The organism is Bacillus sp. BP-3, assembly GCF_028401955.1.
GTDB lineage: Bacteria > Bacillota > Bacilli > Bacillales > Bacillaceae_G > Bacillus_A.
The window spans coordinates 74793-89807 of sequence record NZ_JAQOTJ010000006.1 but is presented as its reverse complement, the minus strand read 5'-3'; the positions used below and the strand labels follow the sequence as shown (position 1 = coordinate 89807).

Below are 15015 nucleotides of genomic sequence, written 5' to 3'. Positions count from 1 at the left end.
AAATGCAGCCCAAAAGAAAAAGGCTTTTTTTCTTTTTCCATTCCAAGCTCCCCCATCCAAATAATATAAACACACTCTATATATTATTATTTACTTTTTCATTATAAATAGATATAACAATTTTTAAAATAAATATTTCTAATCCTATTCCTTTCCTTACATGACAATATGTAGGAAGGATACAAAAAAGCGAAGAATGTTTATCGTTCTTCGCTTTCCATAATGAAACCTTAGGGTATTTTGCTATATATGAGATCCAGAATACGGGATCATTCTGCCCGTATATTATAACAATATAAACTATTTATATTTACATTTCTTATTATCACAATCAAAAACCATATTTATTAAAATTTTATATAACTATATTGCGAGGGAAAATAATTATGCTTACAAAACTTTCAACTCCTGTATTAGACTTAGTAACAAACTTATTAGGGGGCCTTTTAGGTACTCTTATCTAAGTAATACTAGTACTATTACCCAACTAATTTTTATATACACCTCAACCTGTGACAGCAAATGATTTGTGTATACTATTCCCCCATTTTCCTTGAACAAGATGCCAACGTATTCCCACCGCTATCTACCATCGTTACATCCGAACCTTCTACATGGATACTATGAATCGAGTTATTTTTTACTTCTACTTTCTAAAATAACAATTTTTCCTGTTTTCTATTAATATACGACCGATAATCCCTTTGAATTTTTAACGAAAATAAAGGAATTTGACAATTAATGACTAATTAACAAAAATAAGTTATTTTTATACATCTACATTTCTTTGGAGGGGGATGCATGATACAAGTCCAAAATCTTACAAAATCATTTGGCTCTTTAAACGTGTTAAAACATGTCAATTTACAAGTAAAAGAAAAAGAAGTTGTTGTCCTAATCGGTGCAAGCGGTTCAGGAAAAAGCACATTACTTCGTTGCTTAAACTTCCTGGAGGTGTATAATAATGGAGAAATTTCGATACAGGGAGAACAAATTCATCCGAAACATACAAATTTAAACAAAGTCCGCGAAAATGTCGGTATGGTTTTTCAACATTTCAATTTATTTCCTCATATGACCTCACTAGAAAACATCATAGAAGCTCCTATTCACGTCAAAAAACTAGATAAAACAAAAGCAACAAACATTGCCTACGAATTATTAGAAAAGGTCGGATTGCAAGATAAAGCGAATGTAACACCCGATCTTTTATCCGGTGGTCAAAAACAGCGAATTGCTATTGCAAGAGCACTCGCAATGAATCCAAAAATTATGTTATTTGACGAACCTACCTCAGCCCTCGATCCTGAACTCGTCGGAGAAGTACTACAAGTTATGAAAGATCTCGCAAAAGAAGGGATGACGATGATTATCGTCACACATGAAATGGGATTTGCTCGCGATGTAGCTGACCGCATTATTTTTATGGATGACGGACAAATCGTCGAGGATGCACCCCCAGAACAATTTTTCACTGCTCCCTCAAACCCGCGCGCGAAGCAATTTTTACGAAATATTTTATAAAAATTGGAGGTACTTGTATGAAACGAAATATGTTTAGAGCGATAGTAGCAATCACTTTATGTGCTTCTTTATTATTAGGTGCCTGTAGCAAAGAAAGCAGTACTTCATCGACTGATGGAAAGAAAGAATTTCGCTACGCGATGAGCGGTGTGTATAAACCGTTCAGCTATAAAGAAAATAGTAAACTTGCCGGTTTTGACGTTGAAATTGGTGAAGCTCTTGCTAAGAAAATGAACATGAAGGCTGTTCCTGTTACAAATCCTTGGGAAACATTAATCCAAGGCCTGCAAGCGAAAAAATATGATGTGATTTTAGGAAGTATGGCCATCACAGAAGATCGTCTAAAAGCAGTTAACTTTACAAATCCATATTATCGTTCTGGCGCCCAAATTTTCGTTACAAAAACGAACAAATCCATCTCCTCCGCTGAGGATTTAAAAGGAAAAAAAGTAGGTGTTGTAAAAGCAAGTACATTCAAAACACTTATTGCCAAACAAACAGACCAAATTACCGAATACGATAGTGATATTACTGCCCTTATGGACTTAGAACCAGGACGAATTGATGCTGTTGTGACAGATCAAATGGTAGGTCTTCGCATGATGAAAGAAGGAAAAGCAAATATAAAAGACGCTGGAAAACCACTATCCCTTGATGAAATGGCCATTGCTGTTCGGAAAGACGACAAAGAATTACTACAGAAATTAAATAAAGCATTAGATGAAATCATTCAAGACGGCACTTATGAAAAAATCAGTAAAAAGTGGTTCGGCCGTAACATTCTAGGTGAAAAAGCAAAATAGATTTTTTTAAAAATAGTGCCCCACATCTTTCAGTGGGGCATGGTTACCATAGTAAAAAACTGATATAGAGGTGATAACGATGATTGATATTTTCGTATCTACATATCCAGCGTTCCTAAAAGCAGTTGTCATTACACTGCAACTAACTATAACGTCCTTATTACTTGGATGCTTAATTGGATTATTATTTGCCTTTTTTCGTATTTCCAATAGCAAACTCTTAAATGGAATCGCCCATATATATATTGCGATTATTCGTGGGATACCGCTAGTTGTACAAATTATGATCCTCTATTTTGGAATTACATCTATTATTGTGTTATCCCCGTTTTGGGCGGGGGCAATTGCTCTTGCTGTTCATAACGGTGCTTATATTACAGAAATTTTTAGGGGCTCTATTCAATCCGTCGACCGCGGCCAACTTGAAGCAGCTCGTTCTTTAGGGATGTCATATCCATTAGCAATGCGGCGGATTATTTTGCCACAAGCTTTTCGTTTATCACTCCCGCCGCTTGGTAATCAGTTTATTATTGGTTTAAAAGACTCCTCTCTCGTTGCCTATGTAGGAATGTCAGAGCTGTGGGGTACTGGTCTTTCTGAAGCTGCCGCAAACTTTCAGCAGCTCGAAACATATATGATTGTCAGTATCTATTACCTTGCACTTGTCCTTCTATTCACGTACTTTGTACATCTTCTTGAAAAAAGATTGGCACGAAAAAACACGAATTATCCACAAGGAGCAAACCAAAAAGAAATTCCTATGTAAAAAGCACGAACTCTTCGCGAGCTCGTGCTTTTATCGTTCTGTATATATAAAACATGAGCACTCGCCTGCTTCCTTTGTTTTTAACATCGCTCGTGGCAAAAAAAAGCCCTGACCGCTTCTATACACGGCCAGGTGCTCTCACCCTCCTAAAAAAAAGGGGGGTATTTCATTTTTTAAACTTATATTTTAGCCGTTCTTCACAACTTTTGATTCTTCTATATTTTCCTGGCGATATTCAATATTCGCAGGATCTAACCCATTCCCTAAAGAGCCGTATAAATGTGCTTTATGTGGATCAACTAACTCACTACCTTGATAATACACACGCGGTGTATTCCAAAGCGCAGCTAACGCTTTCTCCATCGGCATTTCATGATAGCGTTCTGGCCACATTTCTTTAATTTTTTCTTTTACTAACGGATAGTATTTCGAGCTCATACCTGGGAACAAGTGATGTTCTGTATGATATGAGAAGTTAAAATGTAATACGTCTATCCAGCGCGGCACTGTTACCGATAAACAGTTTGCAAGCGGATCGTTTACAGGAACAATTGGATTCAAACGGTGATTTGTTGCAATATACGCCATTACAATGAAATTTGCAATTAACAATGGAACGACATAAGCGAAAAACCATTTTGTAGGACCCATAATAAACAATAAACTAATCCACACTGTCCATGGCAAAAGAAGCTGGAACCACACAGATTTTTGATTCTGCGGTTTAAATTCCTTAATAAAAAGGAAAAACATACGAGACGAATGCATTGTAAATTGAATTGTTAACGACAAAAAGCTGAAGAAAGAGCGAACATGTAACGGAAGGCGATATACCCAGCGTAAAAATTTACTTTTCTTAAACTTATCCATCGTTGGCCATGCATCTGGATCATTTTCTTCATGTTGTGTATGTACATGGTGCGTTAAATTATGCCACTTTCTCCACAATTTTGGTCCAGTTGATAATGGCAAGAACGCAATTGCTCCAAGAAAATCTCTTAACCAAGCTTTTCTTACTACTGTACCATGTAAAATCTCATGTCCAAGAAATCCCATAGATGCAAAACACAATCCTAAAACGATTGCAATTCCAAGATTGGCCCACACATTCAAATTGAATAAGCCAATTGCCAAAAACCCTGCTATCGTAATCAATAAGTAGGCTAGTCCGCCGTACAAACGAGCCGGGACTGGTTTAAATGCCTTTTTTGGCAAATGTGGTGATACACGGGCTGCATACCAACCAAACGTATGAAGATCCTTCATTCCTTTTGCCCCTTTCTCATGCCGCGCTTACGCACTTTGCATCGATTGTTGTTTCCAGATTGATAATACTATTATTATAAATTTTCTTTCTCTAAGAAAATTATGCTCACTCACTCTTACAATTATTATTCATTGAAAAACATTTCTCTTTTTACTCTTTATCAATCTTTCCACAAGATGAATCATATCAGTACGCTTTCCACATTGTCAATACAATTTATTACTAGGTCATAAAAGTTGGTTATATTTTTATAATCACTTTCTATGTTACTAAAGAAAAGACGTTTATTTATCAACATTTACACTTCTTATTATCTTTTCATCCGTCCTTCGCTAATTACTTCATTTCACGATGATTACTATACTTAATCTTATTTACTCTGCGTTCTGCTAATTCACTTAAAATACAAAATTGCATATAGAACCCCCTCTAAAAAATTATATAAAAATAATTTTAGGTAATTCAATTTAAATACATGAAATTTCTCTATTTGGAAAAAATAACTAACAAGAACTCATTAGAATAAGAGGTGTATTCACTTGGAACACAATCAACTCCCAAAATTTCCAGAACCATATTGGCGTGATTCTATTCAATTGCCTACCTTCCCAAAGCTAACAGAGAACATTAAAACTGAAGTTGCCATTGTTGGAGCAGGTATCACTGGTATCACAACTGCTTATTTACTCGCTAAAGAAGGCATCAAAGTTGCTTTAATCGATGCAGGAAATATTTTAAACGGAACAACTGGACATACAACTGCAAAGATTACAACACAGCATGATCTTATTTACAATGAACTCATTGATCATTTTGGAGAAGAAAAAGCGAAATTATATTACGAGGCAAACAATGAAGCACTGCAATTTATAAAAAACACCGTACAGCAGCACAATATCCAATGTGATTTCATGGAAGAAGATGCTTATTTATATACAAACGAAACCGATAATCTTCACAAGTTAACAACAGAATTAGAGGCATACAAAAAACTTGATATTCCTGGCGAATATGTAGAAAGTATCCCACTTCCCATTCCCATAAAAGCGGCACTTGTTATAAAGAATCAAGCGCAATTCCACCCGCTTCGCTACCTAGCAGCGCTTGTCGAACAGTTCATTAAACATGGCGGCGTTATATATGAAAATACAATTGCAATTGATGTAGAAAAAGGATCTTATCAACAAGTGATGACAAAAGATGGACATCGGATCACTTGTAGTTACATTATTTCTTGCTCTCACTTTCCTTTTTATGATGCAAGCAGCTTCTTCTTTGCCAGAATGTACGCAGAACGCTCTTATGTCCTTGGCGTGAAAACAAAGCAAGAGTATCCAGGAGGAATGTATATAAACGTTGATAACCCAAAACGCTCCCTCCGCTACACCACCATGGATGGCGAAAAACTCGTGTTAATTGGTGGTGAAAGTCATAAAACGGGACAAGGCATTAACATGATGAACCATTACGAAGCATTGCAAACATTTGGCGAAAAAACCTTTGGTATAGAGGCAATTCCATACAGATGGGCAACACAAGACTTAATTACACTTGATAAAGTTCCTTATGTCGGACATATTAATGAAAATAATCCTAACATTTTTGTAGCAACAGGCTACCGCAAATGGGGCATGACAAATGGAACCGCAGCAGCTTTATTGCTAAAAGCATCCGTTATGAAAATCGATAGCCCATATAAAGAACTCTATGCACCATCACGATTCCATGCGGATCCGGATATAAAAACGTTTGTTACACAAAACCTCGACGTAGCAAAACATTTGATTGAAGGAAAACTGGAATTTGCTCTTCGTAAACCAGAAGATCTCGAACACGGAGAAGGTGCTGTTGTAAGTGTAAATGGAAAACGTGCTGGTGCGTATAAAGATGATGACGGTAAGCTTCATATTGTCGATACAACTTGCACACATTTAGGCTGCGAAGTGGAATGGAATAGCGGCGATTGCACATGGGATTGTCCTTGTCACGGTTCACGTTTTTCAATTGAAGGAGCGGTAATTGAAGGGCCAGCAGACGAAGCCTTAAAAAGAATTGAAGATATGTAATGCTATAAACTCTTCATTTTATATTATAGAAGTTAAAAAAGACATAAAAACCTCTTTCTTTTTTGAGAAGGGCGAGAGCATCTGGCCGTGCATAGAAACGGTCAGGGTCTTTTCCTTCCACATGCGAGGGTTTCAAACAAAAGGAGCAAGCAAGTAGCGGTCATGGTGGATTTTTCATAGCAGCGATTTATATATTGAAAAATGAATTTATATAGGTAAATATGAAAATTCATCTCGCATATAAGAAAGAGCACGAATTATCGGTGCTCTTTCCAGCTTTGCTGTAACAGATCTTGAAACAGGACATTTAACTTTTCAATATCGGTAACTGATTTCTTTTCTAAACTCTTCACATACTCTTCATAATAGGTAATCTGCTCTTCTAAAAATTCATTCAGCAACGTAATTCTTGGGCCTACGTCCAGCTCAACACCTGCCTTTTTCTTCTCCAGCAGTTCTTCTATTGCTTGTAAAAGCGCCGTATCCAATGATAACCCATTCATTAATTTTTCAAACTCAACAGGTGGCAATATTCCTTTCTCTTCTAACCATTTGCACGCCAGTATTGGACGTAATACATAAAAGTATTTCTTCAACTTTACTTCTTCACCTTGCAAAAATGCGCGATAGTTTTTAGATGCCATATGTAAATAATGATATACCGTTGCTTTTGGATCAAACTGATTACTCATTTCCTGCAAACGCTCAGAAAGATCTGATGCCTTCGCGTATACAATTGGTGAACTGATCCACTCTAACAAAGCTGGATTCGATTTCGAAAATAGCTGCAGTGCCTTGCGGAGTTCCCAACCGCTTATATCAAGGGCATCGTTAATTGGATACTCAATAACATCCCGCTTCGGCTCAATTGATAAATACCATTCCAATCGATGTACATATACAAAACGCACATCATAATCGCTATCTTTTGATGGAAATCCCCATGCACGACTCCCTGACTCAACTGCAAACAAAATTTTCACATCATTCTCTTTCTCAATTCTTTCTAATTCGAATTGGATTGTTTCTCTCATATGTATCACTCTCATTTTCTGATCATTTCCTCGGAAATTCGACAAATAAAATAACATTCCTTCTTTTTATTCAAAAACGTATACAACTCCATTAAATCGGTAACTTTAGAAGTATGATTTTCATTTAGGCAGGTGTATAGGAATGGATTTACATACAGGTAAAATGTTTTGGACGACAACTCTCCCAAGTCCACCCACGTATCCCTCTTTACAAGAAGATATAGCATGTGACGTGTTAATTATAGGTGCAGGAAGTTCTGGAGCACAATTTTCACATTTCTTAAGTGAAACAGACTTACGTGTCGTTGTTGTTGATAAAAGAAAAGTTGCGCATGGCAGCAATTTACCGAACACGGGACTCATTCAATATTTAGGTGACAAAATGTTTTTTGAACTCGTGAATACGTTTGGAGAAGAGCATGCTGTTCGTCATTTTAAATTATGCGAACAAGCCATTTTCGACATTGAAGCCGCTTCTCAAAATTCACCCATTTCATCTGATTTTATTCGACGTGATAGCTTGTACTATGCCAGCTATGAAAGCGATGTTAAGAAACTAGAAAAAGAACTTTATTACTTGCAAAAACATGGATTCAAGGCAATTTGGTTAACAGAAAAACAAATTGGTCAAAAGTATCCCTTCCAAAAACACGCTGCTCTTTATACATATAACGACGGTGAAATTAATCCATATAAATATACGCACGGTCTCTTAAAGCAAGCCTCAAATAAAGGCGTACAAATATATGAGGATACCGAAATAACAGGGCAGAAATTAGAAAGAGATACAGCCACTCTTTTTACAAAAAACGGTCATGCTATCACTGCCAAAAAAGTAATTATTGCTGCTGGCTATGAAGGCTTAGAGTTCAAAAAAGACAAAAATGCAACACTTAGCAGTTCTTATGCAATTATCACAACCCCTATATCCGATTTTTCTTCCTGGTACAAGCGGACACTTATTTGGGAAACTGCTCGCCCATATATTTATATAAGAACTACCGCTGACAACCGCATTATTATCGGCGGGCTTGATGAAGATACAGATATCGCCGAAGAACGAGATGCGAAACTCATCCATAAACGAGATACACTACTAACAGAATTTCAAAAGTTGTTTCCTACTATCGATGTGACACCTGAATTTTACTTCGGTGCCTTTTATGGCGGCACGCATGACGGCCTACCAATGATTGGTATTTATGACGAAATGCCTAACTGCTATTTTATCTATCCTTATGGGGATAATGGTATAGTGTACAGTATGGTGTTTGCGAGAATTATTCGAGATATTATTATAAATGGATCAAGTCCAAATCTTGATTTATACAGACAAACACATCCGATTTGAAAAAGATGAGATACAACAAAGTATCTCATCTTTTCTTCACTTTTGCTTCTCGGCAACAAGTTCAGCAATCCGCTCAAACTCAGCTTGAATTTCCGCTTTGTATGCATCCACTTTTTCAAAATCCATCGCTGCAATATAAATTTTCTCTAGTTTATCACGGGCAGATTTTGCCTTTGCTAAATAGGACATCGCTTCATTCATTTTCTCTCTATAGCGTCTTGATACATCTTGAATTTCTACTGCATATTTCTCATCTGTTCCCGGTTCAATAATAAGCTCATACATATCAATGATTTCATCACTCTCACGGGTTGGAAAATATTCATGCGGTGCTGTACTATCAAAAATGGCAAAACCAAGCTCTCTGACAATAACCATATCAAGACTATTTGGATCAAAGCCGCAATGATAGATTTCAACATCAAATCCTTTCTCTTCAGCTACCGTCGCTAATTTCTTTAACATCGTCGATTTCCCAGAACCAGGTCGCCCTTTTACAAAATAACGCTTCGGTACATCTTCTGTTAAATTCGGAACAAAATCAACTGCTCCTTTTGGCGTTGCCGCTCCTAAAAAACGATGCTTCACATTCGCTTTTTTCGTACACGTTTTATCAGTGAAAAATTGCTGAACCAGCTTCTTTGTTAATTCATTTGCTTTTTCAAAATCAATGTGATCAATATAAAACTTCTCCCATTCATCATGAATCTCTAGTGCCGTCTTAAAGCACGCATAAGCTGACTGAAATGCATTCGTCGCTTCTGATGTATGATGTACAATCTCACCTTTATGTTTCTTAAGTTCAGCAGAATCCCAAGCAATCCCTAAGTTTACATACTCTTCTACAACACCTGGCATTTTCGGTTCAATCACATGCGGTGCCGTTCCATCAACAATCCCTACTTTTAACGCGGGAATGATCACACCATCAATTGAATGATTGTCAGATGAACAATGTAACAACTCAATATCGTATCCTTTCTTCACCCACTCACGACCAATCGCCTTCATCAGTGAAGATTTTCCTGTTCCAGGCCCGCCTTTTAGAATAAATAATCGGTCTAATCCCGCTACGTTCTCTTCATACAAACTGTAAAATCCCCTTGCTGTATTACCGCCAGCATAATAATTTTTTATGTTTCCTGTCACTGCCTTCCACTCCTTTGTAAGCAGTTTCATTACATAAGCTACGATATGCAAGTAAGAGGGAATAGGTGAATACCCACAAATACAAATTAAAAAGACGAAATATCCCCTTTCTTTTTACACCTGGGCATGCATAGAAGTAGTCAAAGCCTCTCCTTCCACTCGCAAGAGTTAAAACACAGAGAGAAAGCCAGTAGCGGTCATATTTTGTTCTGCATAGCAGTACGTGTTAAAAAATCAAAATGGCTTTATAGAATGTGAAACATCCATCAGTGGTTTTTTGTTTAAGTGTGGATTTGAATAATATTTTGTTCTATTTGAGTAAATATTAATAAAGTTCCATAAGTGATCGTTTTATGATTCTCTGACAAACTGAGCTTTCTACTCTGTGATAGAATTCCGAACACGATTAAGGGAAATAAAAAAGCATTTGACATAACACTGAAAGGTGTTACAATGAAATCCCGACACCAAAAGGTGTTATATTTGAACTTGGAGGAACAATTATGCAAACAGATAAAATTTTACCAGAAATCCGTAAAACGGTTGTAATCAATGCACCAATTGAAAAAGTATGGAAAGCTGTTTCAACAGCAGAAGGTATTGCTTCATGGTGGATGCCAAGTACTTTTGAGCCTATCGTAGGACGCGATTTCATCCTTCATGCAGGTCAATATGGTGATTCTCCTTGTAAAGTAACAGAAATTACTCCTATGAACCGTGTTAGTTTTGACTGGGGTAAAGACTGGCATCTTACTTTTGATTTAAAAGAATTAGAAGATGGGAAAACAGAATTCACACTAATTCATTCTGGCTGGGATGCAGAAAAAGTTACAGAATTTGGACAACCTCACTCAGTTGTTCAAGGCTTCATGGCCGGTGGATGGGAAAAAATTGTCGAAACCCTTCCGGCAAAAATCGAGGCTTAAATTGGCCACATCTCCATCCAATTATGATATTTTTCAAGCAATCGCTGACCCTACTCGCAGAAAGCTACTAAAATTGCTTGCTGAAAAAGAAATGTCAATTACTGCAATTACGGAATATTTTCCAATAACCCGTACTGCAGTTAATAAACATTTGCATGTTCTTTCTGTTGCGGGTCTTGTCAGCAGTCAAAAAATCGGACGAGAAACACGGTACAAGCTTCAGCCAGAACCTCTTGCCGAACTAAAAGAATGGCTTTCCTTTTTTGAACAATATTGGGATGAAAGATTATTGGCTCTTAAAGAATTTTTAGAGGCTGATAATGAATAGCGATTAAAAAACGAGATCGTGATAAATTGAACTGCACCCTAATTGTTAGTTCTTGTCTAACAATTAGGGTGCAGTTCAAACACGCATCTCGTTTTTTTATTTCTTTATATTAAGGGAATTTACACTGAAACATACATAGCTCATACCACTTATCATTCTAGAAACGTGAATTATTTTATTTCTTGGCATGCCCAAGCATCGATTTCGACTTTAAAGACAGGTGCAGCTAATGCGACTACATACATCATTGTCGTACAAGGAAGGTGGTCTCCAAGAAAATCATTTATTACCTTCTTTCTTTGAACAGGGTCAATCTCTTCAACCAAATAAAAAACTAGCTTTGTCAAATCTTGAACACTCATGTTAGCAGCTTCAAGATTTTTTCGGATATTGTCAAGCGCTAACCTCATTTGTTCTACTGGATCTTCAGGTACAGTTCCATCTACTTCCATACCTAATTGTCCAGATAACGTTAACCATTTATTAGGTCCAGTTACTTCAATTTGATGTACATAAGGAGCTACTGGCGCGTGAATTTCTTCAGGATTTCTAGAGATTTTCATATAACCAATCCTTTTCTTTAATATTCCGATTAATCTTTCTGATGGAAATATTATAATAAATAAAAAAGAAAAACTCCATTTTGATTCATCTTTTTCAAAATAGAGTTTTTCCACGTATATTTAATTCACTTCTCCTACCGGCAGCTTAACATTTACCTTTGTTCCAACACCAAGTGTGCTTTCAAATTCCATTTCACCGTGATGTTCTTCAAGAATTTTGTATGTAACCATTAACCCTAAACCTGTTCCATCTTCCTTTGTTGTATAAAAAGCCGCACCTATTTTACCTATTTTCTCTTGGATGATTCCGCAACCTTCATCAATTACACTCACTACAATCTGATTATCATGAACTACATTTGCTTCTACAATAATATTACCGCCATCAGGCATAGACTCTATCGCATTTTTAATAACATTAAGAAACACTTGTTTCATCTGTTTCTCATCACACTTTATAGAAGGTAACTTTTTCGCAAACGCTGTTGTGATGGTAATACCATATTGAGAAGCTGGTTGTTCTACAATCGAAATCACATAAGATAAAATATCTTCTATATTATGTAATGCATATTGTCTCTGTTTCGGTTTTCCAAGAACCATTAATTCACTAACAATTGCATTCATACGTTCAATCTCCTGCACCATAATGTTATAATACTCTGCATCTTCAGGATGTTTTTCTCTCTGCAACTGCGTAAAGCCTTTTAATGATGTTAATGGATTGCGTATTTCATGTGCAATTGTAGCTGCCATTTTTCCGATGACTGCTAGTTTTTCAGCTTGTTGTGCTTCTTCAAACATGTTTTCAATCGTATGTACATACGATTGAAAACGTGTTAACAGAATAAACGCGATCGTTGCAAAACTTACACATAGTACAATAGGTACAATTACAATTGGTGTATGTAACACAATTCCTAACAAGGCATACTTTCCAATAATCCCAATCGACACTACCCAAAAATAGCGTTTATTCACAAAAATGGGAGAAAACAAAAATAAAAACAGTTCTACCGCATTACCATCATCAAATTGTTTTGTAGTGCCATAATACACCATTATATTATTAATCAAATCAATAAAAATATATCCTATAAAAATAATATATTTTACAAAATATACATTGTTCTTTTTTATAAAATAGATAGCGATTAACAACAATAAGAACATAAAAGCATACATCCAGAATCCTAAACTACCTTCCGTAAAACCTATATCGCTACTTCGCATATGTACTTTTGGATAAATATAATAATATATGATATCACTCAGGAAGAAGATTACATAAAATAAACTTAAAAAAAGCTTTAATGCTTTAACTTCCTCTTGTATAAGAGTAAAAGCTTTGTCCATGTTAAAACTCCTTTATCGACAACAACAATTTTATAAACAACTATTAAACTATACCCCACCATTTTTATTATAACGATATACATATAACCTACAATCCTATCTTCAAAAATAACAACCAATTTTTTCCTAAACTACTTAATCTATGACCACATAAAGTGAAATTTTAATCAGCGGGAGTTTTCTTCATCCCCACTGATTATCAGCCCTCACCAATCGGGCTTTTACACCTCTTTACTTTCGCTGAATTTTGAATTGGGAGTATTACTTATCCGCGAATAGCGGGATAAAAATAGCAGAGAATTTAAAATACATTTCAATATGCAATATTGCATATTGAAATGTATTGATAAAAATGTAAACGCTTACTATAATGAGGATATAAAGATGAATCACATCTTAACACGAAGAAAGAGGAGGAAATCCTATGGCAATCGCAATGGCAGTTTTATCATTTTTAGGTGGAGTACTTCCATTAGTTCAAGAACTTTTAAAAGCATTTATGTAAGTTCATTATTCCGCAATTATTTATAAATAATTATCATACAAATGATCTGTACATCAAATATGAATTGTTGTGCAGATTATTTGTATGAGCAAAGTCTCTTTAGATATTACGTAACATTCTGCTTATGTCATTCATCATCATTACGAAAGTTGGATTTTTCTAACAGGTGAGGGTGTTGAAGGGTGGATCCATTTTGATGAGTCTTACATAAATTGACTTAAATAATACAAAAAAGCTGGCTCTTATGAGTCAGCTTTTTCACTACTTTCTTTTTTTAGGTTATCGATGATTTGTTGTAATCTTGATAGTTCACTTTCATAATTTTTTATCCACTTTCTCATATAAAGACTGTATTTTCGTACTGGCGTACGGCCCACATTTTAATGAAAATATACGCTAAGTAAAATTGGGCATGAGAAAGATCACCTAACCTCAAAAACGTCGGTAGGTATTTGAGACAAATGCACTTCAACGTAAAATAAGATAAAGACAGCTTAACCGGTGTCTCAAAACTTATCTTTAAATTAAAATTATACTATTGTTTTTTGAAAATCTTTTAGCGGATAAAATCATTAAAGTGTACATGCTACTCCTTTTTAAATTTCTGTTCAATCTTATCATGTACTGATTCGATTTTTTCAGGCAGCACAAATAAATATTCGATAAGTACTTCTAATAATTCTGCTAATAAAGCTACTGCTTCATCATCAATTTCCTGCTTCAATTCAAGCATTTCATACAAAGGGCTTTCCGGATGGACGAGGTGGCCAACATCTTGAAGCTGTTTAGCTAAATCGACATATTTCGGCAATTGTTCAAATTGCTGGGAAAGAAGCTGTCCGTTACTTTTCTCTCCAAGAAAATGTTTGAGGACACTTTCAAGAACTCGTTTTGACAGTACTGCAGTAGCAGAATTATCTTTTGACTGACTGACATTTAATGCAGATTGATATGCCCTAACAAGATCCCTAGGGATACGTTTATTGCGTTCGAGCTGTTCCAAGGGATCTCTTAAATCTGAAGGACTATAAATATACACTTCCACTTCTTTATTCATTCGATCCGAATCACCATTAAACATAATCACAAATTCTGATGACTTTTGACATTCAAAACAAATTCCTTCTGCGAATAATCCTCTTCTTGTAACTTGGTAAAAATTTGTTTTTAACGTAAACTCACCTGATTTACCGCATTTAGGACACTGACTTTTTACATTTTTGGGAATCCTTAAATACCCATACTGTGTATAAGATAAAATGGCCCCTGGCAATATTTTTCTCATTTAAACCTCCTAAAAACTCAACTCCAACTCGTAACCTACATAAATATTTCTGGTAATTACTTAGTCATCTTATGAAGATATAAGATGACTAG

At 35.8% G+C, this 15015-nt stretch carries 13 protein-coding genes; 7 read left to right on the top strand and 6 right to left on the bottom strand.

What is annotated here, in order from left to right; translation table 11 throughout:
• Window positions 1-801 precede the first annotated feature (801 nt).
• The 3 genes from PLX19_RS11865 to PLX19_RS11855 all read left to right on the top strand — a co-directional run bounded on the left by PLX19_RS11865 (window position 802) and on the right by PLX19_RS11855 (window position 3093).
• Window positions 802-1524 (top strand): amino acid ABC transporter ATP-binding protein, encoded by a 723-nt coding sequence (locus tag PLX19_RS11865; RefSeq protein WP_272188813.1) that lies wholly within the window; start codon window positions 802-804, stop codon window positions 1522-1524.
• Between the two features lie 17 nt (window positions 1525-1541).
• The gene (locus PLX19_RS11860) at window positions 1542-2327 is read left to right on the top strand and encodes an ABC transporter substrate-binding protein (RefSeq protein WP_272188812.1); all 786 of its coding nucleotides are present in this window, start codon (window positions 1542-1544) and stop codon (window positions 2325-2327) included.
• Between the two features lie 79 nt (window positions 2328-2406).
• Window positions 2407-3093: an amino acid ABC transporter permease gene (locus PLX19_RS11855; RefSeq protein WP_272188811.1), complete on the top strand. Its 687-nt coding sequence runs from the start codon at window positions 2407-2409 to the stop codon at window positions 3091-3093.
• Between the two features lie 186 nt (window positions 3094-3279).
• Here PLX19_RS11855 and PLX19_RS11850 read toward each other — a convergent pair whose 3' ends face one another.
• Complete coding sequence (locus PLX19_RS11850) at window positions 3280-4359, bottom strand: fatty acid desaturase family protein (RefSeq protein ID WP_272188810.1); 1080 nt, start codon at window positions 4357-4359, stop codon at window positions 3280-3282.
• Window positions 4360-4899: 540 nt separating this feature from the next.
• Here PLX19_RS11850 and PLX19_RS11845 point away from each other — a divergent pair.
• The gene (locus PLX19_RS11845) at window positions 4900-6426 is read left to right on the top strand and encodes an FAD-dependent oxidoreductase (protein WP_272188809.1); all 1527 of its coding nucleotides are present in this window, start codon (window positions 4900-4902) and stop codon (window positions 6424-6426) included.
• Between the two features lie 257 nt (window positions 6427-6683).
• Here the strand turns inward: PLX19_RS11845 and PLX19_RS11840 are convergent, their stop codons facing one another.
• Window positions 6684-7460, bottom strand: coding sequence for a nucleotidyltransferase domain-containing protein (locus PLX19_RS11840; protein ID WP_272188808.1), 777 nt, complete (start codon window positions 7458-7460; stop codon window positions 6684-6686).
• A 142-nt stretch (window positions 7461-7602) separates the two neighbouring features.
• Between PLX19_RS11840 and PLX19_RS11835 the strand changes: the two genes are divergently transcribed.
• A complete protein-coding gene (locus PLX19_RS11835) occupies window positions 7603-8811 on the top strand; it encodes an NAD(P)/FAD-dependent oxidoreductase (protein ID WP_272188807.1) in 1209 nt (402 codons plus the stop codon).
• 36 nt (window positions 8812-8847) lie between these two features.
• On the opposite strand, the gene PLX19_RS11830 is transcribed toward PLX19_RS11835, so the two are convergent.
• A complete protein-coding gene (locus PLX19_RS11830) occupies window positions 8848-9990 on the bottom strand; it encodes a PRK06851 family protein (RefSeq protein ID WP_272188806.1) in 1143 nt (380 codons plus the stop codon).
• A gap of 473 nt (window positions 9991-10463) precedes the next feature.
• On the opposite strand from PLX19_RS11830, the gene PLX19_RS11825 reads away from it, so the two are divergent.
• Both PLX19_RS11825 and PLX19_RS11820 read left to right on the top strand, forming a co-directional pair.
• Window positions 10464-10886 (top strand): SRPBCC family protein, encoded by a 423-nt coding sequence (locus PLX19_RS11825; RefSeq protein ID WP_272188805.1) that lies wholly within the window; start codon window positions 10464-10466, stop codon window positions 10884-10886.
• A gap of 1 nt (window position 10887) precedes the next feature.
• Entirely contained in the window at window positions 10888-11214 is a 327-nt protein-coding gene (locus tag PLX19_RS11820) for an ArsR/SmtB family transcription factor (RefSeq protein WP_272188803.1), read from the top strand.
• 170 nt (window positions 11215-11384) lie between these two features.
• Here the strand turns inward: PLX19_RS11820 and PLX19_RS11815 are convergent, their stop codons facing one another.
• From PLX19_RS11815 to PLX19_RS11805, 3 genes are all read right to left on the bottom strand, one after another.
• Entirely contained in the window at window positions 11385-11777 is a 393-nt protein-coding gene (locus PLX19_RS11815; RefSeq protein ID WP_272188802.1) for a RidA family protein, read from the bottom strand.
• Window positions 11778-11897: 120 nt separating this feature from the next.
• Window positions 11898-13133 (bottom strand): ATP-binding protein, encoded by a 1236-nt coding sequence (locus tag PLX19_RS11810; protein ID WP_272188801.1) that lies wholly within the window; start codon window positions 13131-13133, stop codon window positions 11898-11900.
• A 1091-nt stretch (window positions 13134-14224) separates the two neighbouring features.
• Window positions 14225-14923 (bottom strand): hypothetical protein, encoded by a 699-nt coding sequence (locus tag PLX19_RS11805; RefSeq protein WP_272188800.1) that lies wholly within the window; start codon window positions 14921-14923, stop codon window positions 14225-14227.
• Window positions 14924-15015 lie beyond the last annotated feature (92 nt).

Excerpts from the sequence above, each read along its gene's own strand:
- PLX19_RS11865 (WP_272188813.1), top strand. The coding sequence starts at position 802 with ATGATACAAGTCCAAAATCTTACAAAATCATTTGGCTCTTTAAACGTG.
- PLX19_RS11860 (WP_272188812.1), top strand. The coding sequence starts at position 1,542 with ATGAAACGAAATATGTTTAGAGCGATAGTAGCAATCACTTTATGTGCT.
- PLX19_RS11855 (WP_272188811.1), top strand. The coding sequence starts at position 2,407 with ATGATTGATATTTTCGTATCTACATATCCAGCGTTCCTAAAAGCAGTT.
- PLX19_RS11850 (WP_272188810.1), bottom strand. The coding sequence starts at position 4,359 with ATGAAGGATCTTCATACGTTTGGTTGGTATGCAGCCCGTGTATCACCA.
- PLX19_RS11840 (WP_272188808.1), bottom strand. The coding sequence starts at position 7,460 with ATGAGAGAAACAATCCAATTCGAATTAGAAAGAATTGAGAAAGAGAAT.
- PLX19_RS11835 (WP_272188807.1), top strand. The coding sequence starts at position 7,603 with ATGGATTTACATACAGGTAAAATGTTTTGGACGACAACTCTCCCAAGT.
- PLX19_RS11830 (WP_272188806.1), bottom strand. The coding sequence starts at position 9,990 with ATGAAACTGCTTACAAAGGAGTGGAAGGCAGTGACAGGAAACATAAAA.
- PLX19_RS11825 (WP_272188805.1), top strand. The coding sequence starts at position 10,464 with ATGCAAACAGATAAAATTTTACCAGAAATCCGTAAAACGGTTGTAATC.
- PLX19_RS11815 (WP_272188802.1), bottom strand. The coding sequence starts at position 11,777 with ATGAAAATCTCTAGAAATCCTGAAGAAATTCACGCGCCAGTAGCTCCT.
- PLX19_RS11810 (WP_272188801.1), bottom strand. The coding sequence starts at position 13,133 with ATGGACAAAGCTTTTACTCTTATACAAGAGGAAGTTAAAGCATTAAAG.
- PLX19_RS11805 (WP_272188800.1), bottom strand. The coding sequence starts at position 14,923 with ATGAGAAAAATATTGCCAGGGGCCATTTTATCTTATACACAGTATGGG.